Source organism: Paeniglutamicibacter gangotriensis Lz1y, assembly GCF_000348945.1.
Lineage (GTDB): Bacteria > Actinomycetota > Actinomycetes > Actinomycetales > Micrococcaceae > Paeniglutamicibacter > Paeniglutamicibacter gangotriensis.
Window position 1 is genome coordinate 245,335 of sequence record NZ_AOCK01000001.1, and the last position, 23,433, is coordinate 268,767.

Consider the following 23,433-nt stretch of genomic DNA (forward strand, 5'->3'; position numbering starts at 1 on the left):
ACCTAGCGCTCGCTTGGCTGTAAGGCTAACATGATCCGAAGAAGTCCGGCAGACCCGTACCAACCATCAGGATTGACCCAACAACGCAGTTGCCGGCGCCAACACCCCGTCCGTATCCACGAAATAAACCGAAGGAAATCATATGGAAACTGACCCGATCATCGATCTGAAGGACAAGGTCATCGTGCTCACCGGTGCTGCCGGCGGGCAGGGAATTTCCCATGATCGAATGCTGCACCAGCTCGGTGCCAAGCTAGTGCTCACAGACCTTGAAGCTGCCAATGTGGAAGTGCTTGCCGGGACGCTGGGAGGCAACGGCATCGCGCTGGGCCAAGATGTCAGATCGCTTGCCGACTGGATCAAGGTCGTGGACGCGGCCGTGGAAAACTTTGGCGGCGTCGATGTGTTGGTTAACAATGCGGGTATCGCCCCGGTGGGCGAGCTTGCCGAAACTAGCGAAGCACAATTACGCAACACCCTGGATATCAATCTGGTGGGTCCGATCCTTGGCATGCAAACAGTGCTGCCGGCCATGCAAGAGCATGGCGGATCGATCATCAACATCGCCTCAACCGCCGCACTGGTTGGTTACTCGGGCAGGGCGCCCTATGTGGCGTCGAAGTGGGGGTTGCGCGGGGTTGGCAAATCGGTGGCGCGCGAATACGCAGGATTTGGAATTCGAGTCAACACCATCTGCCTAGGCGCAGTTGACACCGTCATGAGTGAACCAGATACTCGCGCGGGGGTTGGCCTGATCACCCAAAATCCGATTCCCAGGGTGGCTCAACCGCGAGAAATCTCGACGATGGTCGCGTTCTTGGCAAGCGATGCAAGCAGTTACTGCACCGGCCAGGACTTCGTGATCGATGGTGGCTCGACAGCCTAGCCAGAGCACGCCGGTGCGGTGTCCGCGGCAATCAAGGGACCTAGGCGAACACCGCGCACCGGAGCTTCTGCCAGCTAAGCCGCGCCAATCCCCAATAAGGTACCCAAACGCTGCCGGTGGGAGCGTGCCTGTCCAAAGAGCTGCGCCGTTGCGTGCGCCCGCTTGAACAATAGCTGGGCATCGTGCTCCCAAGTGATGGCAATGCCGCCATGCAACTGGACGCATTCGGAGGCGATGTGCTCAAGTGCATCGGAGCACCACGCTGCGGCAGATGCCGCACGCTCGGGCAAGTCCGAGGCCCCGGTGCCGGCGGACCAGGCAGCCGCCCAGGCCGCGGTGCGCGCGGTTTCGACCTGTACCAACATGTCTGCCATGCGGTGCTTCAGTGCCTGGAAGGAACCAATCTGTCGGCCGAACTGGACCCGTTGAGTCGAATACTCAACCGTCATGTCCAGACCTCGTCGGGCGGTACCAGCCTGCAGGCAAGCGCGCGCAACCAGGGCAATGTCCCGGATTCTTTCCAGCGTCTCAGTGGCATCCAACAGGAGCGGCCGGGCAGCGACATTTTCGAAATTCAGGGTTGCGAAACTCAGTGTGGTGTCCATGGCCGGGGTGTTGACCCGACCAATGCTCTGGGTATCGAGCACGTCAAATAGCCCGATGCCCGCCGGCGTGGAAGCAACAGCCAAGACGGTGTCCGCGTATTGCCCATCGAGCACCAAGGTAGCGGTTCCATTAAGCATCCACTGCTCGTGGTACGTGGCGGTGATGTCGCTGCGCGTGGTCTCCCACTGGCCCTGTTGGGTGGCCCACGCCAGCGTCGCGATGCTACTTCCCTCGGCAATTCCTGGCAGTAACCGTTCTTTGGCATCCGCATCCCCGGCCTCCAACAGCGCGGCTGTTGCCAGAACCCCGGAGGCCAATAGTGGGCTGGGTGCCAGATGGTATCCAAGCACCTCTAAGGTAAGCCCGGTTTCTATCCAGCTGCAGCCCGCTCCGCCGTACTCCTCGGGGATAGCCAGTGACGCAACCCCGATTTCCTCGGCAAGTCGGCGCCAGAGTTCCTTGTCGTAGCCCAGCTCCGATTCAGCTCCCAGGCGTACAGCAGCAGAGCCGGCATGACGCTCCAGCACCGCGTGAAGCGTCTTAACCAGCTCGTTTTGTTCGTCGGTTAATGAAAAATCCATGATCTTCTCACGCAACCGGGACTAGTTGGGACACGGGCGACAGGATGAAGGAGGCCACGCGGTTGCGATGATACCGAGCAGTCCCCCAAGCTCCCAAGAGTGCATGCACGCGGGTAATCCACAGGCTTAGATCGTGTTCCTGGGTGTAGCCGATGGCCCCGTGAACCTGCAGCGCGGTACGGGCGGCAAGTAGTGCGGCATCGCCCACTGCAACCTTGGCTGCCGAGACACTGCGCGGCCCCGCCGGTTTTCCAAGATCAAGCGCCGCACCATTGATCAATGGACGGGCAAAGGTCAGCGCCACCCGCACGTCTGCCAGCTGGTGCTTGAGCGCCTGATACTCACCAATCGCGCGGCCGAATTGCCGGCGGATCTTTGCGTACTCGATAGCCTCGTGGAGTAGTCGTTCGCCGGCGCCCAGCAATACCGCGGCGCAGCAGAGCGTTGCCCTGTCGATGGCGGTAGCCACTAGTTGCGGATCGAGTGTGGCTGCGGCATCTGCCGCATACAACTCACTGAGCGTGCGGGTCTCATCGATGGAATCCATCGGTTCACCGGCCTTGGCAGGTGAGATGGAATCCGGGTTCACTATGTAGCTGTGGGTGCTGGCCGCGGAATCGAGCGCATAGGTGAGCAGCCCGGGAACTGCGGCGGTGCCGATGACCGAACCATCCACGAGCCCCGCGCGAATGGCGGGGCCCACCAAATCGGGGAGCAGTGCCGCAGATTCCAGGTATGGTCCGGGAATCGCGTGGTAGCCCAAACGTTCGAAGGCCACCACGAGATCCACCGGGGTGCCTCCCATGCCGCCCTCGGCTTCATCCACGCATAAACCGAAGAGACCCAGCTCGGAGAGCTGTGACCAGAGTTCTTGACCGAGAGTCAGGTCGCCGGCGGCCCAGGCGCGTGCAATTCCGGTGCCGCCGGTGCCCTCGATGACCTGATCAATGGCCTCAGCTAGGGCGCGTTGTTCGTCGCTAATCACGAATTTCATGACGCTTTCCTTCCGTCGCCGCCACGGGGCAGGCCAAGTAGACGTTCTGCGATGATGTTGCGTTGGATTTCGTTGGTTCCCGCATAGATGGGACCGCCCAAGGAGAAGATGTAGTCTTCGACCCAGCGGCCGCCGGACACGGCATCGGGGCCGCGGAGTTCTGCCTCGGGACCCAACAGGGACAATGCGGTTCCGTGCAGGGCGATGTCTAGCTCGGACCAGAACACTTTGTTCACACTGCCCTCGGCACCCACGTCACCACCGTCTTGCAGCGTACTGACGGTGCCCCAGGTGTAGAGGCGGTAGGCCTCAGATTTGATCCAGGCATCCACCACCGCATCCTGGGCAAATGGTTCCTGCTCCTGATGGGTGTGCCAGAGCTCGATCAAACGATCGGTGGCGGCGCAGAAGCGACCCGGGGAACGCAACGAAAGACCCCGCTCGTTGCCGGCGGTGCTCATGGCCACCCGCCAACCGTCACCCGGTTCTCCGAGCACGTCTTCATCGGCAACGAATACGTCGTCAAAGAAGACTTCGGCAAAACCGGTGGTGCCGTCAAGCTGTGCAATGGGGCGGATGGTGATGCCCTCGGCATCCATTGGGAAGAGGAAGTAGGTTAGGCCGCGGTGACGTTGGGCCTCGGGGTCCGAGCGGAAGAGCCCGAATCCGCGATCTGCCCAGGGAGCACGCGAACTCCATGTTTTTTGTCCGTTAAGAATCCAGCCCCCACGTTCCTCATCGCGGCGCGCGGTGCTCCGGATAGAGGCCAGGTCGCTACCCGAGCCGGGTTCTGACCAGGCCTGGGCCCAGATGAGTGAACCATCGGTCATGGGGCGCAGGAAGCGCTCACGTTGGGCATCGCTGCCATGCCCAAAGAGGATGGGCGCCAGCAGTGAAATCCCGTTCTGCGCAACACGGGTTGGTGCACCAGCGCGGTAGTACTCTTCCTCGAAGAGCACCCACTCGATGAGTCCCGCTCCGCGGCCGCCAAACTCCTCGGGCCACGAGACCACGGACCAGCCGCCCCGGGCAAGTTCTGCCTCCCACTCGCGGTGGGCGGCAAAGCCTGCTTCGGTATCCATTGAAGGCAGCGGTGTCACGGGGACGTGCTCGGCGAGCCAGTCGCGTGCCTCTGCGGCAAATGCGTGCTGTTCCTCGCTCAAATCAAGGTTCATTGTTTCGGTGTTCATGATTGTGCAGCCGCCTCACGCATGCTTTTGGCTCCCAGTCCGGCCAGGGAATCCTTGCCGACCTCCGCGTTGTGCGCATGGGCCGCGTGATGCAGCCCGAAAACCGAGTCCATGCCGGCACGCATGCCCTGAAGGTCCTCGGATTGATTTACCGCCTTCTTGGCTAACGCAAGTCCCAGCCGTGGCATCGCTGAGATGCGTTCGGCCATTTCGAAGGCGGTTTTTTCGAGTTCGACTGCCGGAACCACGTGATTGACCATGCCCAGATCATGGGCTCGCTGCGCGCTGAAGCGGTCCCCCGTGAAGAGGAATTCCTTGGCGGCTCGCGGATTCATGACCCAGGGGTGGGCAAAGTATTCGACGCCCGGAATCCCCATGCGTACCACCGGGTCGGAGAAGAATGCGTCTTCACTGGCGATGATGAAATCGCATGACCAGGCCAGCATGAGCCCACCGGCTATGCAAGCGCCATGCACCATGGCAATCATGGGCTTGGGGATCTCGCGCCAGCGCCGACACATCCCCAAGTAGACCTCGGACTCCCGGGCGAAACGGGAGTCGACGCCCTCGGTTCCCGCATGGTCCCACCACATCACGGCCTTGCGTTCGAAGCTCTGGTCGGCATCCCGCTCCGGGGTCCCGATGTCATGCCCTGCACTGAAATGCTTGCCGTTTCCGGCCAACACGATGACCTTCACCGTGTCATCGTTGACTGCCTGGGTGAATGCCGCGTCCAGCGCGTACGTCATCTTCGAATTTTGTGCGTTTCGATATTCGGGCCGGTTCAGCCTCACGATCGCCGTGGATCCGCGCACCTCGTAGGTGACGACATCTTGAACATTGTTCTCGCTCATCGTTACGATCCCTTCTTGCCTCACCTGGTCAATTGAAAAACTTGTCTGAGACTAGACTAACCAAACAAGTGCTTGGTTTGCTAGCATAAGCGAAGTTCGAACATGTGACCAATGCAAATCAAGAGTGAGGGGAATGCCGTGGATCTGACCTATTCGGATCAAGACAACGAGTTTCGGCAAGAGATCCGCTTATGGCTCGAATCAAATCTTGCCGGGCGGTTTGCACGCCTGCGCGGCTTGGGCGGTTCGGGCCGCGAGCACGAGGCCTTTGAGGAACGCTTGGAATGGAACCGTCACCTGGCGGCACATGGCTGGAGCTGTGTCAGCTGGCCCAAGGAACACGGCGGGCGTGGACTGAGTCTGCAGCAGCAGGTCATATTCCATGAGGAATACGCACGGGCTAATGCCCCGGCCCGCGTCAACCACCTCGGTGAGGAACTGCTCGGTCCAACGCTGATCGCGTTCGGTTCCCCGGAACAGCAAGCTCGTTTCTTGCCCCGCATTATCGCGGTCGAAGACCTCTGGTGCCAGGGATACTCGGAACCGGGCGCAGGTTCGGACCTTGCCTCGGTTGCGACCAAGGCAAGGCTTGAAGACGGTAAATGGATCATCGATGGGCAGAAGGTCTGGACCTCGCTGGCACACACGGCGAACTGGTGCTTTGTCATTGCACGCACCGAGGCCGGGTCGCGGAAGCACCAGGGGCTGTCCTACCTGCTGGTTCCGATGGATCAGGACGGCGTGGAAATCAAACCGATCCTGCAGTTGACCGGTACCTCGGAATTCAACGAGGTCTTCTTTGACGGCGCCCAAACCGATGCGGATTTGGTCGTCGGCGAACCTGGCGGAGGGTGGTCGGTGGCCATGGGAACCCTCGGATTCGAGCGCGGGGTTTCCACTCTTGCTCAGCAGATCTCCTTCCAAGGAGAACTGCAGGTCATCATCGATCTGGCACGCAGCAATGGGGCAATCAATGACCCGCTGATCCAGGACAAAATTGTTCAGGCACATATGGGTTTGGACATGTTGCGCATGCACGGGCTGCGCACGCTCAGCGGCGAGCAAGGCATCGAAGCCTCAATCACGAAACTGCTCTGGGCGCCATGGCACCGCTCGCTTGGCGAATTGGCCATGGCGGTTGCCGGATCCAGCGCCCTGACGGTTTCCCGGGCTCCTTACGAGCTCGACGAGCTGCAGGCCCTCTATCTCTTTAGTCGGGCCGACACCCTCTACGGTGGCTCGGATGAAATCCAACGAAACGTTATCGCCGAGCGCGTTCTCGGACTACCCAAGGAGGCACGAGTATGACCGTCCAACGCATTGCACAACCAGCTCCAGAGTACGTTCCGGCCCACGGGCTGCTTACCGGGCGCCGCGTGGTCATCACCGCCGCGGCAGGAGCCGGAATCGGAGCAGCGGCCGCGCGCCGCTGCCTCGAGGAAGGCGCCGGACTGGTGGTCTTGGGGGATACCCACGCCGGACGACTCGAAGCATCCGCGCTCGAACTGCGCGCAGAATTCGGTGCCGAACGTGTGCGCTTCGCGGTATGCGACGTCACCGATGAAGAGCAGGTCCAAGCCCTCTTGGACGTCGCAGAAGATGCCGGTGGCGTCGACGTCATGATCAACAATGCCGGTCTTGGCGGTACCGCTTCCATCCTCGAGATGGAAGACGAACAGTGGGATAAGGTCCTGAATGTCACGCTGACAGGTACCTTCCGTTCCGTCCGCGCGGCAAGCCAGCGCATGGTCAAGAACAATACCAAGGGCGTCATCATCAACAACGCCTCGGTCATCGGTTGGCGCGCCCAGGAAGGGCAAGCCCACTACGCCGCCGCGAAGGCTGGCGTCATGGCGCTGACCCGTTCCGCGGCGTTGGACGTTGCACCACACGGAATCCGCATCAATGCGGTGGCCCCGTCCCTGGCCATGCACCCATTCCTGGCGAAGGTCACCTCCGCGGAACTGCTTGAACAGCTCACCTCACGTGAAGCATTCGGGCGTGCAGCCGAACCATGGGAAATTGCCAACGTCATGGTCTTCTTGGCCAGCGACTATTCCTCGTACATGACCGGTGAAGTTGTCCCGGTCAGCAGTCAACAGGCATAAAGGGAGCAAGAAAAGTGAGCGAAGCATACATTATTGATGCGGTACGTACCCCGGTGGGGCGCCGCGGAGGTTCCCTGTCAGGGGTCCACTCCGCAGACCTTGGAGCACACGTGATTTCCGCGCTGATAGAACGCACTGGAATTGACCCTGGCGCGGTTGACGATGTGATTTTTGGCTGCACCGACACCATCGGTTCGCAGGCGGGTGACATTGCGCGCACCGCGTGGCTGGTCGCTGGCCTACCGGATCATGTGCCGGGGGTAACCATCGACCGTCAGTGTGGTTCCAGTCAGCAGTCCGTGCACTTCGCTGCGCAGGGCGTGATGTCTGGAACTGCAGACCTAATCATTGCTGGAGGCGTCCAGAACATGTCGGCAATCCCGATCTCCGCCGCCATGATCGCAGGTTCCGATTTCGGGTTCACCACCCCCTTTGCCGAATCACCGGGTTGGGTGGCTCGTTATGGGAATCAGGAAGTCTCGCAGTTCCGCGCTGCGGAAATGATCGCGGAAAAGTGGGATGTTGCCCGCGAAACCATGGAACAGTTCGCGCTCGAAAGCCACCAACGTGCCGCAACCGCGGCCGATGAGGGTCGCTTCGATGCAGAAATCGTTCCGCTCAACGGGTTGGCACAGGACGAAACCATCCGCCGGGGGACCACGCTGGAGAAGATGGCATCGCTGGGTACACTCTCCGAGGGCGGTCGGTTGACCGCCGCGGTAGCGTCGCAGATCTGCGACGGCGCCAGCGCCATGTTGATTGCCTCGCAGAAAGCCGTAGATGAACACGGGCTGACTCCGCGTGCACGCATCCACCACATCTCAGTGCGTGCCGATGACCCGGTCTGGATGCTCACCGGTCCGATCCGCGCCACCAAGTATGCGCTGGAACGCGCCGGAATGAGCGTTGCCGATATCGACCTCTTCGAATGCAACGAGGCATTCGCACCGGTGGTCCTGGCCTGGATGCAGGAGCTTGGAATTGACCGCAGTAAGGTCAACGTCAACGGTGGCGGCATCGCGCTGGGGCACCCAATTGGTGCCACAGGCACCCGTTTGATGACCACGCTGCTCAACGAGCTTGAGCGCACTGAGGGCCGTTTTGGTCTGCAGGTGATGTGTGAAGGTGGTGGGCAAGCCAACGTCACCATCATCGAACGGCTCTAAAAAGTGAATGGAAGGACCGTGGACCTGCTGGGGCGCTTAGGGTGCAGCGGCAAGTCCACGGTCTTTTGCGCATCCGAGTCGTAGAGCGGTCCTATTTCTCGTTGAGAACCTTATCCATTGCTCCGTGGAGAGATGCCGCCCTGCCTACGTTGCTGCCGTTGCCCAACGTGTAGTGGTCCATGAGCACTACACATTCACGGGTTCCATCGCCGGGCACCTTATCCACGACTTCAGCGATGCGCTGGTCCTTCCTGGCGCCGGTCGACCAGTCGAAAGCTTGCTTGCCCGTTGCGACCAAGACGGGAGCCTGGCCGCCAGCTCCGTTCATGCACATCGTTAGTTTCGTCTGGAGGATCGCAGCGCAACGCTCGACATGATCGATGCCAATGGACTTGTCGTCGTTGGGTGTCGAATCAAGTTTGGCAGCAGCCTGGGTGGAGGACCAGCTTGAAGACATCAGTCATATGGAAAGCCCGGAGCTCGGTGCCCTCGGGCAACACCTCATGCGCCATCGCGAAGCTGGTCTTCAAGATGCTGGCGCCGCGGTGGCCCTTCGTATGGGAGTTCAGGTTGGCGGGCGACTGGTTCAAGGAACCGCTCATATCCAGAAAAAACTTTTTGGCCTGTGACGGTATGCAGAGAGGGGCCTTCTTCCGTTCCTGGCTCCCACGTTTGGCAACAGGTCGTTGCATTGGCTGTCGGTGGCCTTGGCTGGCCACGAACCGGCCGTGCCAAGGGTGCGCACACGAACTCCTGGCGGTGTTTGATGGCAGATCAAGCGAGCGACCCGTTGCGATTCTGCGCGCTGGAACCCACCACCGAAAGCCGCTCAACTGCTTCGTCGATGATGCGGTCCACCAGTTGTTCACAGGTCGGCAGGTCGTCGATGACACCAACAACTTGGCCCGAGGCCAACATTCCGGCCTGCGCATCACCGTCCACCAGCCCTGCTTTGAGCAGCATAGGGGTGTTGGCGGCAAGCATCATCTGTCCCACGCTACGTCCGCTGCTACGCTTCATGCTCAGCCCATCACGGGCCAAGCCGAGCCACGACTGGCCGGAAAGTTCCTTGAACTGCATGGTGCGGCGCGCGGTGCCTAGCAGTCGACCGAGCGGCGAGCCGGATTCCAGCCCATCGATGAATTCGGTGCGTAGCAATCGGTGCGGCATCCCGTCGGCCTTCGCCGTAACAACGGTGCCGTCCAAACCGAACTCCAGGTAGCGGCGCTTGATGTGTTCGGGCACCGCGCTGTCGCTGGTCAGCAGGAAGCGGGTACCCATGCCGATGCCTGCAGCACCGTAGGAAAGTGCCGCGGCCAGGCCGCGTCCGTCAAAGAAGCCACCGGCGGCGATGACCGGGATATCCACAGCATCCAGCACGGTGGGCAATAACAGGGTGGTGGGGGTGGTGCCGGTATGTCCGCCGCCCTCGCCGCCCTGAATCATTACCGCGTCGGCCCCCCATGACGCCACCTTTTCCGCATGCCGGGGCAACCCCACCGAGGGGATGACTACAGCATCGTTTTCCTTGAGCTTGTCGATTAGCTCGCGTTTGGGGGCCAGCGCAAAGGACGCCACCTTGACGCGATGTTTGATCAGCAGGTTCACCCGGTCCATGGCATCGGCAGCATCCGCACGCAGGTTCACCCCGAAGGGCTTATCGGTGCGGCTCTTGGTCTCGATAATCGCCTTTTCGAGTTCCGCGTAGGTCATGGTGGCGGAAGCGAGAATGCCCAGCCCGCCGGCCTCGGCCGTGGCGGTGACAAGCTTGGGCCCGGCCACCCAGCCCATGCCGGTTTGCACGATGGGGTGTTCAACGCCGGCCAGCTCAGTCAGTGCGGTGCGAATGCGGTTGGTGGTGCTCAAGATCGAACCTCTTGTTCTCTGCGTTGAAGCGGGTCCAAGACCTCGCGAATCAGATGTAGTTCCTGCCGATTTGGCAGTCGAGTACTTTGCACGGCATCCGGGATGTTTAAGGCGAATCCGGTGGATTCAATGACTTCTTCGACGATGACACCGGGGTGGATGGATACCAGGGACATGGTGTGTCCCGGCCCGCTGAAGTCAAAGACTCCGAGGTTGCTCACCACCTGATGTACCTGGTGGAAACGGGCCGCGCGCTTTCCTGCGTTCTCGGCGCGCGTGCGCCCAACGCCCGTCACAAAATCCACCCGTTCAACCATTGAACGGCGACTGTGCTTGGGAATCCAATAGCTAGTTCTGTGATTAATGGTGTTGGCTGCCGCGGCGCGCGCGCCCAAAAGCTGCCGGTGTGGCTTGGAGTGCTGGCCGATGGCGGAGAAATTATGGTTTCCCTCCCGGTCGATCTGCGCACCACCCATCACCACATGACGTTTACCGGCCGCGATCAGCTCGAAGAGCTCCCGATAAGGCAGATAACCGCCCGGAACTCCTTGGTGTTCCAATGCGGGCACGCCTGCGTAGATTGTGGATTCGCCGTCGCTGAGCATGAGATCCGGAGCGTGGGTGAGTGCTGCCAGTCGCGCGCCAATGGTGGGGATGATCCCGGCCGGGCTGGCCAGAATGTCACCTTGTCCATGGAATAGATCGCTACAGGCGGTGACGGCAATTTCCGCGCGCGTCGACTGGGGAATGGTTACTTCACTCATTGCTGGCCTCCGGGGGTCGAGGCGTGTTCATTGTCGATATACCGGGCCCGAAATTCTTCCCACAGCGCCGGGCTGCTGGCGGAGTGCGCGTATTCGCGTTGCAATTCCTCATTGCGTGGGTAATCGGGAAGGCAGGTGGTGAAATGTGCACCGCCGGGTGCCTCAAAAACATGGTCCACCATGGTGCGGTTGAGCAGCAGGGTGGCCGGGTGGTGGCCCTCGACGAGTTCCCGGGTGCTCACGACTGATTCGGCGCTGAGAATGGTGCACTGGGCCGCACGAGCAAAGAGGTCATCGACGAAGGGGTCCGGGCCGAGGCATTGGCCGTTGCCCAGATGGTCTGCCCGGTTCAGATGAATCAACGCCAGGTCCAGCTGCACCGCCGGCATGGCCACGAGGGTATCGCCGTCCTCGTAGGGGGAGGTGATGGTGCGGATCTGTGGGTTGGCGGTGAGTACATCCGAGCCGAGTCCGGAGCGCGTCACCTCGAAAGGTAGGCGCCGGCCCGCGGCTCTGAGCCCGGAAACCAGCATGGATTCGTCCAGCTCGGCGGTTTTGATGGTGCCGGCCTGCCGGGCCGCGGCGAAGTGTGGTTCGACGGCAATCGAATCCAGCGTGACAAAACCGTGGATGACCTCCTTGACCTGCCCGGTGGCACACAACATCCCGACGTCTGGCCCACCGAAGCTAACGATGCGCAGATTGCGTGCACCGGAACGAATCAGCGCTGCCACCAAGGCCATGGGTTTGCGTCGTGACCCCCAGCCGCCAATGCCGATGGTCATTCCATCGCTAAAGAGACCATTCAGGGCGGCGGAGTCAATGACTTTGCTGGGCACGGTTGCCCTACGCGCCGGTGGCGACGAATTCGTCGCGTAGTTCGTCGGCGACACCGCCGAGGTTTAGTTCGAAGGTGAATCCCTGCTCGAAGCGGTAGCTCTTATTGACGTCGATCGGGTCGATGCAGTTCAGTGCCTCCTTGGCGGCACGCATTACGCGTGGATCCTTGGAAGCGATCTCCCCGGCGTAGGCGAAGGCCGTCTCATCCAGCTTGTCAGGGGAGACGACCTCTGCGACGGAGCCAAGTTCGGCCAGGCGCTGCGCGGAGATGGTGCGGCTGGTGAAATACAAAGTGCGCAACATATGTGCGGGAACTAGACGAGCCAAGTGAGTTGCTGCGCCCAGTGCGCCGCGGTCCACCTCCGGGACGCCGAAGTAGGCGGTATCGCTGGCGATGATGGTGTCAGCGTTGCCCACCAGGCCAACTCCGCCGCCCAAGCAGAATCCGTTGACCGCGGCAATTACCGGGACCGCGCACTCGTAGATCGATTTGAATGCCGCGTAGCAGCCGCGGTTGGCTCCCAAAATTGCGTTGAAGTCAGTTGTCGACTGCATTTCCTTGATGTCCACGCCTGCGTTGAAACCACGCCCTTCGGCGCGCAGGATAACCGCGCGGGTGTTCGGATCCTTGCTGGCTTCGTCCAGAGCCGCGCCGATGCCGAACCATCCTGCCACCGGAAGTGCATTAACCGGCGGGTAATCCATGGTGACTACGCGAATTCCGTTGTTGTGCATTGCTGAGGTGATGGTCATTTTTACTCCTGTGTCTAACGTTTGCTTGTTTCTTACCCTAGCACTTGCTTGGTTGGGGGGTACACTAGCAATCCAGAGCAAAAAATCCAGAGGAAGGAAAGAACATGACAGGCATTTGTGAGGGACGGGTTGCCATCGTGACCGGCGCCGGCCGTGGACTGGGACGAGAACACGCATTGGAACTGGCGCGCCAGGGTGCCAAGGTGGTTGTCAATGACCTCAGTACCACTCTGGACGGTGTTGTTGAGGCATCAAGCCCGGCGCATGAGGTGGTCGAGCTAATCCGCGCCGTCGGTGGCGATGCGGTCGCCAATGGCGCCGATGTTGCAGACTTTGAACAGGCCGGCGCAATGGTGCGCCAAGCCATCGACACCTTTGGTCGGCTGGACATTTTGGTGAATAACGCCGGGTTTGTGCGCGATCGCATGCTGGTGAATACCTCCGAAGAAGAATGGGACTCGGTCATCCGCGTTCATCTCAAGGGCCACTTCGCCCCGCTGCGCCACGCCAGTGAATACTGGCGCAACGAGGCCAAGGCTGGTCGCACACCGGACGCCCGGGTTATCAACACCTCTTCGGGAGCCGGCCTGCAAGGCAGCGTCGGGCAGGCAAGCTACTCAGCAGCCAAGGCGGGAATCGCCGGATTGACGCTGGTTGCCGCCCACGAACTTGCCCGTTACGGGGTGCGAGTTAACGCGATCGCACCCGCGGCGCGAACTCGCATGACCGAAGGTGCCTTTGGAGAGGCTATGGCCGTGCCCGAAGATGGTTTTGACGCCATGCACCCCGCCAACGTCTCGCCCATCGTTGCGTGGTTGGCAGGAAACACGTCCGGCGAGGTCACCGGGCGGGTCATTGAAATAGAGGGCGGGAAGATCTGCATCGAGGAGGGGTGGAACCACGGCCCGGCAAATGACGCCGGAGAACGCTGGGATGCGGTATCCGCCGGGTTAGCAATTGAGGAATTGCTGGCACGCTCAGTAGCTCCTGAACCCGTCTACGGTGCAGCACCGATTCCTGCGGCAGCATCATGAGCGCGGGAACCACACTCCCCGAAGTAGCTCTTGAGACCGAAGCCTGGGCAGGAAAACATCTGGGTGAGCGCACCGTCAGCTACACCCAGGATGATGCCATCCTCTACGCATTGGCCATTGGTGCGCCGGCAAGTGATCTGGAGTTGGTCTTCGAAGACCGGCTTCGAGTCCTTCCCTCCTTCGGGCTGACGCTTGCCCAGTGGGCACCAGACATCATGGCCGACCAAGGCGCCTTTGACAACCGTTCGGTCCATGGCTCACAGGAGCTGTTGGTGGCCAAGGAATTGCCACGCTCCGGTGAGCTGAAGTTCAACGCACGGGTTGGCGAGGTCTGGGACAAGGGTAGCGCCGCCGTTTTCAATATCATTGTCGAATGCGACTATTTCCAGGCGACCTGGCAAATTTTTGCGCCCGGATTCGGTGGCTTTGGTGGGGAACGAGGCCCAAGTAAGCCAACAGCACCCAGCGGAGCACCGCGAGACGCGGCAAGCATACAAACCAATCCAAACCAGGCTGCTCTTTACCGCCTGCTGGGGGACAAGCACCACATCCATATCGATCCCCAGGCGGCCAAACGCATCGGACAAGACCGTCCGATCCTTCATGGCCTGGCTTCGTTGGTGGCCACGACACTACCACTGGCGGCCTTGTCCGGCGCGCACCCGGCAGACATCGTCGAATTCGCTGGACGCTTCTCCGGCGTGGTTTTCCCGGGCGACGCGATTGAGGCCAGCATCTGGGATGGCGGCCGCTTTGAAGCCGCGGTGGGAGAACGCACGGTGATCTCAGATGGACTGGCCATATTCCGCTGACCAGCCGAGGCCGGAAGCCACCGCAGCCCGGTAGGGCTTGGACACTGCAAGGTTTAGAGAGGACACAACGTGAAAATCATTGTATTGATGAAAGAAGTTCCAGATACCTATGGTGAACGCACCCTGGATCTGGAGACCGGTTTGTTGAACCGATCGGCAAGCGAACCGGTGCTCGATGAAATCACCGAACGCGCGCTTGAAGTCGCACTGAGCCACCGTGATGGCAATGCCAACACCGAGGTCGTATTGCTTACCGTGGGCCCGGACGGAACCCTGCCGGCAACTCTGCGCAAGGGTCTGGCCATGGGCGCCGATCGTGCCGTACACGTGCATGACCCGGCTCTGCTCGGTGCCGACTTGACCCTCACCGCTCAGGTGATCGCGGCGGCGAGCAAGCACATCGGGTTCGATCTGGTGATTGCGGGCAACGCATCGACCGACGGCGGAGGCGGGGCATTGCCCGCAATGCTTGCCGAGCTGCTTGGTGTTGCGGGGCTCGCCTCACTGGGCACCGTGGTACTCGATGAACTGACTGCTTCCGGAAGCTGCAACACCGAATATGACAGCTTCGAAGCAACCATCGATCTGCCCGGTGTCATTTCAGTCACCGAGGCCCTGCCGGATGCGCGCTTCCCGAACTTCAAGGGCATCATGGCTGCCAAGAAGAAACCATTTGAAACCCTTGACCTCGCCCAGCTGGGTATCACCCTAGGCGAAGAAACCGCCAGATCCATTGTGATTGCGGCAGCGCAGCGCCCGGCCCGAAATGCCGGCATCCGGATCGAAGATGCCGGCGACGCCGGCGACCAGATCGCAGAATTTCTTGCCCAGAACCAACTCATCAAAGGACGCTCAGCATGACCGGCTACCCAGCGAATCCAATTCTCGTACTCGTCGATGTTTCTTTGTCGGGCGAGCTCCGTTCCGGCGCTGCCGAGCTCATTGGTGCCGCAACTTCAGTGGGCACCGCGGTGGCACTGGCACTCGCTCCGTCGGGCAATTCGGAACGGCTCGGAACCGAACTTGCCGCCCTCGGCGCTTCGCAGGTGCTGATTGCCGAAACCGAAGAACTATCGAGCTCCGTGGTGGTGCCCACCGTGGACGCCCTGAGCGCGGCAGCCGCCATAGTCAAACCCGAGGCGGTGCTCGCCTCAAACTCCATACGTGGACGCGACGCCACGGCACGCTTCGCGGCACGCAGCGGCTCGGCCTTGGCCGTCGACGCGGTGGGCATCACACGGGATGAGGAGGGCGTCATTGCCCATCATTCGGTCTACGGGGGTGCCTACCTGGTTGACTCCGCCGCGAGCACCGGTCCCCTCGTCATCACACTGCGCCAGGGATCCTCCGATCTGCGTGCCGAAGCGCTGCAGCCAAATATCCAGCTGCTGCAGGTTGATCCATCCGGAACCCCTGATGCAACCATCACGTCCTATCGCGAAACCGTTGCTGCCTCCTCCCGTCCGGAGCTGCGCGGTGCCGACATCGTAGTCTCCGGCGGTCGAGGGCTAGGCTCGGGGGAAAACTTCACCCTGGTGGAGGGTCTTGCTGATGCCTTGGGCGGCGCCATTGGTGCATCCCGCGCCGCCGTGGATGCAGGCTATGTCCCACCGGCCATGCAGGTGGGCCAGACCGGTGTCACGGTTGCCCCGCAGCTCTACATTGCCCTGGGTATCTCCGGTGCCATCCAGCACCGTGCGGGCATGCAAACCTCCAAGACAATCATCGCGATCAACAAGGACCCGGACGCGCCGATCTTCGAGATCGCGGACTTCGGCGTAGTTGGCGACATCTTTACCGTGGTGCCGCAGTTGGTTGCCGCAATCGAATCAAGGCGAGGCTAAACCAAATGGCCAGACAGGGACTCCCGCGTACTTCGAGCGCCGGCGCCGCAGGCTCCGAGATCCAGGCCTCCCAACAGCTCCCAGTTCCAGAACCGATACCCATTCCCGCTCCAACCGTAGCGATAGCAACCTCTGCACCAGATGCGCCGGCGAGGCGTCGCGGTTTGCCACGACCAACCGATGCATCAGCCCCCACCGAAAGTTCGGAACCGACTGATGCACGTCGCGTTTCCCACACCGAACCAGCTAAAACTCCGGCTCCAGCCCCTGCAGGAGGACGCCGCGGACTACCCCGCACCACCCTTCCCGCAGCTGGAGCAAGCGAAAATACGGAACAGGGAAGGGTCAAAACTGCCGTAATGGCGGCTGAACCCGTAACTGCACCCGTCGTGGAACGTGTGGACACGACGGTTGGTAGCGTAAACCCGGTGGACACGTCCGCGCCTGGGCGGGAAACCGGAAGAGTGGAAAAGCTGCGTCGCAGTCGAGGTGGACGCGCAGCACTGTGGGCCGTGGGAATACTGGTGGTCTTGGCCCTCGCGGTGTTTACCGCTCGGTGGTTGATGACTACGGAACCCGTCCAGAGTTTCGTTGCGCGCTATCCGGGGGAAACTGAGCTACCGCCAGGAGCGCCGGTGGGATTTCCCGCCTGGCTGGCCTGGCAGCATTTCTTCAACATCTTCTTGATGGTATTAATCATCCGTTCGGGTTGGCAGGTACGCACGCAACGTCGTCCTCCGGCAACATGGACGGCTCGTTGGGGAGCAAACCCCAAGAAAATAAGCATCAATCTGTGGCTACACCAGTCGCTGGATATCTTGTGGATGGTCAATGGGGCACTCTTTGTTGTGCTGCTGATTTCCACGGGTCAATGGATGCGTGTGGTTCCGACAAGCTGGGAAGTTTTCCCCAATGCGCTATCGGCGATACTTCAGTACGCCTCACTGGACTGGCCCACCGAGAACGGCTGGGTCAACTACAACAGCCTGCAGGTGATTGCCTATTTTGTCGCGATCTTCGTAGCGGCCCCATTGGCCGCGTTTACCGGATTCCGGATGTCTGGTGCTTGGCCGTCCAAGGCTCAAGTCTTGAGCAAGATCTATCCTGTGGAGGTGGCCCGAGCCATCCACCTGCCGGTCATGTTCTACTTCTTGGGATTCATCGTCGTGCACGTGGCGTTGGTTCTTTCAACTGGCGCGTTGCGCAATTTGAACCACATGTATGGCGGTCAGGACGCGGTTAACTGGTACGGTTTCTGGATTTTCTTTGTCTCGTTGCTGATCATTGTTGGTGGCTGGTTTGCTGCCCGTCCGCTGTTCCTCGCACCCATCGCTTCGCTCTTTGGCAAGGTTGGGCGATAAGCAACGACGTCGCACTACCTGGCTACTGAAGCCCGCGGTTTCCACGGACATTTCGTGGAAACCGCGGGCTTCTGCGTTTGCGCACCTCGAGCAATTCCCGTATCGCGCCAGGGAACTAAGGCTCTCTTTGAGGTAATAACGTTGCTGACATTTGAAAGGGCCCGTTTTTCTTCCTTCCCCGGCTAAGGCTTAGGCTGGGGAGGCGCCGGTATCCGGCCGGAAGGACACGGGTGATCATAGATGCAGCGCAAGACGGACCGCAAGAATCTGCAGGGCGAGGAAACACGGATTCGGATCCTTGAAGAAACAATGCGGTTGGTCATCAGCCATGGTTACTCAGGTACGACTCTTTCCATGGTCCGTAGAGCCACCGGCGTATCTGCAAGTTCCATCTACTGGCACTTTACCGACAAGGAAAGCTTGATCGCTGCGGCGTTGGAGCACGCCTACCGGACGCAAGCCTCTCGACTGCCGAACTGGCTCGATACTCCGCCGGGCCGCGTGCGCCGGGACGATTTGTACGCCGAACTGATTCGGTCGCCCCAAGCGGGGGCAAGCATGGATTATTGGCGTGTGGGGTTGCAGCTTGCTATATCCCGCCCACAAGACCCCATTCCGGCGAGGGATCGTTTCTTGCAAATTAGGAATGAAAGCGTTGAATGGTTGGCCCGGTGGTGGGAACGAACCCTTCCTGAAGACATGGAACAAAAGAGTCGTGCTTCGATCGTGCTCGGGCAACTCACCGTGGGAATCAGGGAGTCCGAAGTCCTCAACCTCCATGAGTCGAGACGTCTTGAAGCCAAGCGTTTGAACTTGTTGATTGCTGCATGTCTTGATGAAATAGCTAATCGCACCGTCGAAATTGCGATTGAGCACCGCCTAGATGCAGCACCGGTAAGGCCGTTGCAAGACGCTAAATCTTCCCCGGAGGGAAGTAGGGAAGCTTTTGTGCGTGCGGCCAAGGACGTCATCATGGAACTTGGTTACGACGGCGTCACGATTGCTCGAGCCTGTGAAAAGGCAGGGCTGCCAGCAAGTTCCCTATATTGGTTCTTTAAGGATAAGGATGAGTTGATCTCCACCGTCATTGAGGAAGCCAGGCGGAGGTGGGCATCGACTAGTCAGCTGTCGCATCTCCGCCCGGACGATGGCGACTGGTCGGATCACGTGCGTAGCTATATCCACCCGGCAATAGTCGGCAGCGAGAGTGGTGGAGTCTTGGCGCTTGGTTTACTGCTTCTGTTGCAGCAATCTGATCGAGTCTATGAAGGTCGGCGAGAACTGGAACTCGTGATACAAGACGCCTACGAAGTGACCGTCCGCTGGTTCCAAGAAATGTTGTCACCAATGTCAGAGGAAAACGAACGTGGCGAATTAGCCAGATACTTTACCGAGTGTCTCTTTCGACTGCTGGAAAGCAGCCTGCTGAGTAGGCAAGTGGACGATCGCCCGGGGGATCCAGAACTGCTTGCGGATTTGATCAGTACGGCCTTGTACCGGGTAGCCAAAAGGATCCAAGACGGCACTGCCGTCTTAGACCCGATTGGCTACCCTGGTACTAGCTTCGGGCACCGGGATTGATGCTCATGGCGGTCGCCGTAAGCATTAATTGGTCTGCCCAGGCGATGATCTGTTGTGCCGTTGCCGAGCTTGGCAGGTGAGTGATGCGCAGTACCAGCCGCACCTTGCCCGCCGAATCCCACACGGGAGCCAGCAGAGAGTCAACCTCGTAACTTTCCCCGTCCTTCAGCGTGATCGGAGCGTAGCTACTGGAGGTACGCGAAATGATCTCGCGGATATGCCGTTCCTGCGCCGGGGTGTAGCAGCCCGAGGAGTACTCGCGCAGGGCGGCAAAGACCTCTTCATCCCGATAATCGCCCTTTAGGGTCAGCGACCAGCCGCGTTTGCGTACCGCACGCAAACGCTCCCGGTATTCATTCGGCGAGCACTCATCACTTGGCAGTGCCCGATCCAACCAACGTTGAATGGCTTCCTCGTTCTCCCACGACAGACACAGTTCCCCCATCGGTGGCATCAGTGGAATGCGTTCCCCGAGTCGTGCTTCGGCATCCCATGCGGAACCCGAACCCGCGACCATGACCGCCATTTGATCATTGACCACCGCCATTGCCGTGCACTGTGCCCCTAAGGACGAAGCAAGCCATTCCATTTCGGCCCTGCCCTGCTCGGCTAGCAGCACTCCGGCGATAAGGTCAGTTTCGAATGGGGCATGCAGTGACATCGGTGCAAACTGGCCATAACCGCCCTGGAAGAACAGCAGTGGCGCCACGGGGCGGCACACCTGGAGTTCTTGAACCGCACCAACCACAATGTGATGGTCTCCGGCGTCCGCGATCGACTCAAAGGTGCAGTCGATGAAGGCGACCACATCGGTGAGAACCGGGGCGCCGGAAGGGGCCGGCGTCCACTCCACGGAGTCAAACTTGTTCTCGGAGCGCCCGGCGAAGTGGCGGCAAAGATCTTCTTGATCTCCGGCCAGCACATTGACGCAGAAGGACTTCGCCGTGCGCAACCGACTGAACGTGTGAGAACTAACCGTGGGGAGAAAACCCACCAGCGGCGGCTGCAGAGAGACAGAAGTAAAGGAACCCACGATCATGCCGACAGGTTCACCATCCTCGGCAATGCCCGTGATGAGAACGATGCCGGTGGGAAAATGTCCTAGGACATTGCGGAAAGCCATCGGATCCTCGACTGCTGGGCGCTGGGCCCCCAAACTGACTGCGTTCATTGTCTTTCCTTTCGTACGGTAGTGCTGGCAAGCCCGACAGGGCTGAAGGTTACTTCTGGTCCAGTAGGTCCAGCGCTACGTCCACGATCATGTCTTCTTGACCGCCGACCATTCGTCGGTTGCCAAGTTCCATCAGAATTTCCGTAGTGGGGATTCCGTAGCGCTTGCTGGCGGTTTCTGCATGGCGGAGGAAACTTGAGTAAACCCCGGCGTATCCAAGTGAGAGGGTTTCGCGGTCAACCCGTACCGGTCGATCCTGCAGCGGCCGGACCAAGTCATCGGCGGCGTTCATCAGGATGGGCAGGGAGCAACCGTGCTCGAACTCGTACTTGTCGGCCGCGGCAATGAATGCTTCCAGCGGCGCGTTGCCCGCGCCTGCGCCCATGCCGGCCAGTGAGGCATCGACGCGATTGGCGCCGTGCTCGACTGCGGTGAGTGAATTTGCGATGCTCAGTGAGAGGTTCTCATGTGCGTGGATACCGATCTCGGTTTCCGGGTCCAACACGTCGCGGAAGGCATCGATGCGTTCGGCCACTCCATGTGGGGTCAGGGCTCCACCGGAGTCAACCACGTACACGCAGGTGGCGCCGTAGCTTTCCATGAGTTTTGCTTGTTGGGCCAGTTCTGCGGGCTGGCTCATATGAGACATCATCAAGAATCCAACGGTGTCCATGCCCAGCGCCCGGGCAGCGGCAATGTGCTGTGCCGAGACATCGGCTTCGGTGCAATGTGTAGCGATGCGCACCACCGAGGCGCCAGCACTGTGGGCATCCTTGAGGTGGCTAATGGTGGCGATGCCCGGCAAGGCAAGTGTTGCGACCTTTGCGTTTTTGACGGCCCCGGCGACTGCCGAGATCCATTCCAGATCTGTGTGGGCACCAAATCCGTAGACGCAGGAGGAACCGTTGATGCCGTCCCCGTGGGCAACCTCGATCGACGAGACGCCGGCTTGGTCTAGTTCCGTGGCGATGGCAACGGCCTGGTCTACCGTGTATTGGTGACGGATGGCATGCATGCCATCGCGTAGGGTGACATCGGAAATGTAAAGCTTGCTCATGCTCCTACCTCCTGCAAAGTAGTTTCGGTGAGGTGGCTTTCAACTCCGGAATTTTCGGCCCAGCGTTCGGCCACGGCCATGGCGGCGGAAGTCATGATATCCAGATTGCCTGCGTAAGCGGGCAGGTAGTGTGCTGCGCCGGTGACCTCGAGCATGACAATGACACGGGTGCCGCGGAATTCACCGGAACCAGGCATGTACAGTGGGTTTTCTGCGCCGAAGGTCTCAAATTGAACTGCCTGCTTGAGTTGGTAGCCCGGGACATACTCCTGCACCTTGGATACCATCTTCCCGATGGAAGCTTCGAGGGCCGTGTGGTCCTGCTCGCCTTCAACCAGGGCGTATACGGTGTTGCGCATCAGCATGGGTGGCTCGGCAGGGTTCAGGATCATGATGGCCTTGCCCTCGGCAGCGCCACCGACCTGGACCAGCGCTTCGGAGGTGGTTTCGGTGAATTCGTCGATGTTGGCTCGGGTGCCGGGGCCGGCGGAACGCGCGGAGACCGAGGAGACGATCTCGGCGTAGCGTACCGGTGCCACCTCGGAGATGGCGGCCACGATGGGAACCGTGGCCTGGCCTCCGCACGTGACCATGTTAAGGTTGGTTTCTTCCAGGTGTTCTTCCATGTTGACCACCGGAATGCACGAAGGGCCGATGGCTGCCGGGGTCAAGTCCAACACCCGAACGCCGGTTTCCTTAAGCAGTTCCCAGTTCGTGCGGTGGGCCGAGGCGCTCGTTGCGTCGAAGACCACCTTGATGTCTTTGAAGTTCGGGAGCTTAAGCAATCCTTCGATGCCTTCGGCGGTGGTGGGAACCCCAAATGATGCCGCGCGACGCAGTCCATCGGAGTCGGGGTCGATGCCGACCATCGCGCCCATCTCAAGTCGGGTGGACCCGCGCATGACCTTGATCATCAGGTCGGTGCCGATGTTACCCGAGCCAATAATGGCCACGGGCCAACGTCTTTGGTTTTCCATTATTTCTCCTCATGCGTGATGCGGACCTGACCAAGGCCCTGAATAGTTACAAGTGCGTTTGCTCCCGGCGGGAAATTGACCATGGGACCCAGAGCCCCGGACATCAGGATTTCCCCGGCGCGAACGGGTCTACCCAATCCGGCCATGCGGCGTACAAGCCACAGCGCGGCACGGTAGGGGTGCCCGAGACACGCGGCGCCTGAGCCCACGGAGGCCACTTTTCCGTTGACTTCCATGACCATTCCGGCAGCGCCTAGGTCCAGCGCGGAAGGTAGGACCGGGACGGTGCCGCTGACAATTCGTCCGCAGGATGCGTTGTCAGCAATGGTGTCAAGGATGGAAATGTCCCAGTTATTAATGCGGGATCCAACTATTTCGATGGATGGCAATAAGTGGTCGATTGCTGCCAAGAGTTCGTTCATGGTGGTGTCAGGATTTGGTAAATCCTGCTTCAGGACTAGGGCGACTTCGGCTTCCACACGCGGTTGAAGAACATCTCCTGCCACGATGCTTTCACCGTCGGCCAGGCACATGTCCGCGAACAAAACTCCGAAGTCGGGCTGGTCAACGCCCATCTGTGCTTGCACCGCCTTGGAAGTGAGTCCGATCTTGCGCCCCACAACCCGGCGCCCCTGCGAAACCCAATAATCTTCGTTGAGTTGCTGCACTGTGTACGCGGCGTCGATGCCGCCGAAAGCCAGTTCATCGCGGATTGGCTTGATGGCCATATTGTTGTCTTCGGCATCGCGTAGTCGCTTGGCCAATTCAGCGAGATCGGCCATATTGGCGGTCGCTGTTTCGGTGAACATTGTCATCCGTCCTCCCTGGGTGAAGCCCCAGTATGTCTCGGTGCAAGAACGCCTCGAGAGGGTGGTCCCGGAGAGCGGGATGATTTTTGAGGCATGGCACTAGCCTTGGCTCTGTAGTGAGGTGTACAGTGAGCATCATCTTGAGTGCGGCACATCACACCGCGCGCGGTCTGGTTGCA

Annotated in this window: 24 protein-coding genes; 11 read left to right on the forward strand and 13 right to left on the reverse strand. The window is 60.3% G+C overall.

Annotated elements, in window-relative coordinates; all coding sequences use genetic code 11:
* The first annotated feature begins 142 nt into the window (after positions 1-142).
* On the forward strand, positions 143-886 hold the full coding sequence (locus ADIAG_RS01135; protein ID WP_007269443.1) for an SDR family NAD(P)-dependent oxidoreductase: 744 nt from the start codon (positions 143-145) through the stop codon (positions 884-886).
* Positions 887-960: 74 nt separating this feature from the next.
* Here the strand turns inward: ADIAG_RS01135 and ADIAG_RS01140 are convergent, their stop codons facing one another.
* Genes ADIAG_RS01140 through ADIAG_RS01155 form a run of 4 tightly spaced genes read right to left on the reverse strand, consistent with a single transcriptional unit; the run spans position 961 to position 5,111 of the window.
* Complete coding sequence (locus ADIAG_RS01140; RefSeq protein WP_007269444.1) at positions 961-2,073, reverse strand: acyl-CoA dehydrogenase family protein; 1,113 nt, start codon at positions 2,071-2,073, stop codon at positions 961-963.
* 7 nt (positions 2,074-2,080) lie between these two features.
* Complete coding sequence (locus ADIAG_RS01145; RefSeq protein ID WP_007269445.1) at positions 2,081-3,067, reverse strand: acyl-CoA dehydrogenase; 987 nt, start codon at positions 3,065-3,067, stop codon at positions 2,081-2,083.
* Entirely contained in the window at positions 3,064-4,257 is a 1,194-nt protein-coding gene (locus ADIAG_RS01150) for an acyl-CoA dehydrogenase family protein (RefSeq protein WP_007269446.1), read from the reverse strand. Before ADIAG_RS01150 ends, ADIAG_RS01145 begins: the two co-directional genes overlap by 4 nt.
* On the reverse strand, positions 4,254-5,111 hold the full coding sequence (locus ADIAG_RS01155) for an enoyl-CoA hydratase (RefSeq protein ID WP_007269447.1): 858 nt from the start codon (positions 5,109-5,111) through the stop codon (positions 4,254-4,256). The genes ADIAG_RS01150 and ADIAG_RS01155 overlap by 4 nt, the downstream gene beginning before the upstream one ends.
* 138 nt (positions 5,112-5,249) lie before the next feature.
* Here ADIAG_RS01155 and ADIAG_RS01160 point away from each other — a divergent pair, with 138 nt between their 5' ends.
* Genes ADIAG_RS01160 through ADIAG_RS01170 form a run of 3 tightly spaced genes read left to right on the forward strand, consistent with a single transcriptional unit; the run spans position 5,250 to position 8,385 of the window.
* A complete protein-coding gene (locus ADIAG_RS01160) occupies positions 5,250-6,419 on the forward strand; it encodes an acyl-CoA dehydrogenase family protein (RefSeq protein ID WP_043472876.1) in 1,170 nt (389 codons plus the stop codon).
* On the forward strand, positions 6,416-7,219 hold the full coding sequence (locus ADIAG_RS01165; protein ID WP_007269449.1) for an SDR family oxidoreductase: 804 nt from the start codon (positions 6,416-6,418) through the stop codon (positions 7,217-7,219). Before ADIAG_RS01160 ends, ADIAG_RS01165 begins: the two co-directional genes overlap by 4 nt.
* Positions 7,220-7,233: 14 nt before the next feature.
* Positions 7,234-8,385 carry an acetyl-CoA C-acetyltransferase gene (locus ADIAG_RS01170; protein WP_007269450.1) on the forward strand — a complete coding sequence of 384 codons (1,152 nt, stop codon included), beginning with the start codon at positions 7,234-7,236 and terminating at the stop codon, positions 8,383-8,385.
* 91 nt (positions 8,386-8,476) lie between these two features.
* On the opposite strand, the gene ADIAG_RS01175 is transcribed toward ADIAG_RS01170, so the two are convergent.
* The gene (locus ADIAG_RS01175) at positions 8,477-8,713 is read right to left on the reverse strand and encodes a hypothetical protein (RefSeq protein ID WP_152426002.1); all 237 of its coding nucleotides are present in this window, start codon (positions 8,711-8,713) and stop codon (positions 8,477-8,479) included.
* Between the two features lie 58 nt (positions 8,714-8,771).
* Here ADIAG_RS01175 and ADIAG_RS21250 point away from each other — a divergent pair, with 58 nt between their 5' ends.
* The gene (locus ADIAG_RS21250; protein ID WP_152426003.1) at positions 8,772-9,014 is read left to right on the forward strand and encodes a hypothetical protein; all 243 of its coding nucleotides are present in this window, start codon (positions 8,772-8,774) and stop codon (positions 9,012-9,014) included.
* 145 nt (positions 9,015-9,159) lie between these two features.
* Here ADIAG_RS21250 and ADIAG_RS01185 read toward each other — a convergent pair whose 3' ends face one another.
* The 4 genes from ADIAG_RS01185 to ADIAG_RS01200 are packed head-to-tail and all read right to left on the reverse strand — an operon-like array spanning position 9,160 to position 12,608.
* The gene (locus ADIAG_RS01185) at positions 9,160-10,251 is read right to left on the reverse strand and encodes an NAD(P)H-dependent flavin oxidoreductase (protein WP_007269453.1); all 1,092 of its coding nucleotides are present in this window, start codon (positions 10,249-10,251) and stop codon (positions 9,160-9,162) included.
* Entirely contained in the window at positions 10,248-11,015 is a 768-nt protein-coding gene (locus ADIAG_RS01190) for a CoA-transferase subunit beta (RefSeq protein WP_007269454.1), read from the reverse strand. The genes ADIAG_RS01185 and ADIAG_RS01190 overlap by 4 nt, the downstream gene beginning before the upstream one ends.
* A complete protein-coding gene (locus ADIAG_RS01195) occupies positions 11,012-11,854 on the reverse strand; it encodes a CoA transferase subunit A (protein ID WP_007269455.1) in 843 nt (280 codons plus the stop codon). The genes ADIAG_RS01190 and ADIAG_RS01195 overlap by 4 nt, the downstream gene beginning before the upstream one ends.
* Positions 11,855-11,861: 7 nt before the next feature.
* Complete coding sequence (locus ADIAG_RS01200; protein WP_007269456.1) at positions 11,862-12,608, reverse strand: enoyl-CoA hydratase family protein; 747 nt, start codon at positions 12,606-12,608, stop codon at positions 11,862-11,864.
* A 104-nt stretch (positions 12,609-12,712) separates the two neighbouring features.
* On the opposite strand from ADIAG_RS01200, the gene ADIAG_RS01205 reads away from it, so the two are divergent.
* From ADIAG_RS01205 to ADIAG_RS19755, 6 genes are all read left to right on the forward strand, one after another.
* The gene (locus ADIAG_RS01205; protein ID WP_007269457.1) at positions 12,713-13,642 is read left to right on the forward strand and encodes an SDR family oxidoreductase; all 930 of its coding nucleotides are present in this window, start codon (positions 12,713-12,715) and stop codon (positions 13,640-13,642) included.
* A complete protein-coding gene (locus tag ADIAG_RS01210) occupies positions 13,639-14,454 on the forward strand; it encodes a MaoC/PaaZ C-terminal domain-containing protein (RefSeq protein ID WP_007269458.1) in 816 nt (271 codons plus the stop codon). Before ADIAG_RS01205 ends, ADIAG_RS01210 begins: the two co-directional genes overlap by 4 nt.
* 69 nt (positions 14,455-14,523) lie before the next feature.
* Positions 14,524-15,315: an electron transfer flavoprotein subunit beta/FixA family protein gene (locus ADIAG_RS01215; protein WP_007269459.1), complete on the forward strand. Its 792-nt coding sequence runs from the start codon at positions 14,524-14,526 to the stop codon at positions 15,313-15,315.
* Positions 15,312-16,298 carry an electron transfer flavoprotein subunit alpha/FixB family protein gene (locus tag ADIAG_RS01220; protein WP_007269460.1) on the forward strand — a complete coding sequence of 329 codons (987 nt, stop codon included), beginning with the start codon at positions 15,312-15,314 and terminating at the stop codon, positions 16,296-16,298. The genes ADIAG_RS01215 and ADIAG_RS01220 overlap by 4 nt, the downstream gene beginning before the upstream one ends.
* A 359-nt stretch (positions 16,299-16,657) precedes the next feature.
* Entirely contained in the window at positions 16,658-17,659 is a 1,002-nt protein-coding gene (locus ADIAG_RS01225; RefSeq protein WP_085940355.1) for a cytochrome b/b6 domain-containing protein, read from the forward strand.
* Positions 17,660-17,899: 240 nt separating this feature from the next.
* Positions 17,900-19,240 carry a TetR/AcrR family transcriptional regulator gene (locus tag ADIAG_RS19755; protein WP_007269463.1) on the forward strand — a complete coding sequence of 447 codons (1,341 nt, stop codon included), beginning with the start codon at positions 17,900-17,902 and terminating at the stop codon, positions 19,238-19,240.
* Here ADIAG_RS19755 and ADIAG_RS01235 read toward each other — a convergent pair.
* The 4 genes from ADIAG_RS01235 to ADIAG_RS01250 are packed head-to-tail and all read right to left on the reverse strand — an operon-like array spanning position 19,218 to position 23,260.
* Entirely contained in the window at positions 19,218-20,411 is a 1,194-nt protein-coding gene (locus tag ADIAG_RS01235) for a flavin reductase (RefSeq protein WP_007269464.1), read from the reverse strand. The genes ADIAG_RS19755 and ADIAG_RS01235 overlap by 23 nt on opposite strands.
* 49 nt (positions 20,412-20,460) lie before the next feature.
* Positions 20,461-21,468 (reverse strand): 4-hydroxy-2-oxovalerate aldolase, encoded by a 1,008-nt coding sequence (dmpG, locus tag ADIAG_RS01240; RefSeq protein ID WP_007269465.1) that lies wholly within the window; start codon positions 21,466-21,468, stop codon positions 20,461-20,463.
* A complete protein-coding gene (locus tag ADIAG_RS01245; RefSeq protein WP_007269466.1) occupies positions 21,465-22,445 on the reverse strand; it encodes an acetaldehyde dehydrogenase (acetylating) in 981 nt (326 codons plus the stop codon). The genes dmpG and ADIAG_RS01245 overlap by 4 nt, the downstream gene beginning before the upstream one ends.
* The gene (locus tag ADIAG_RS01250; RefSeq protein WP_007269467.1) at positions 22,445-23,260 is read right to left on the reverse strand and encodes a fumarylacetoacetate hydrolase family protein; all 816 of its coding nucleotides are present in this window, start codon (positions 23,258-23,260) and stop codon (positions 22,445-22,447) included. Before ADIAG_RS01250 ends, ADIAG_RS01245 begins: the two co-directional genes overlap by 1 nt.
* Positions 23,261-23,433: the final 173 nt, after the last annotated feature.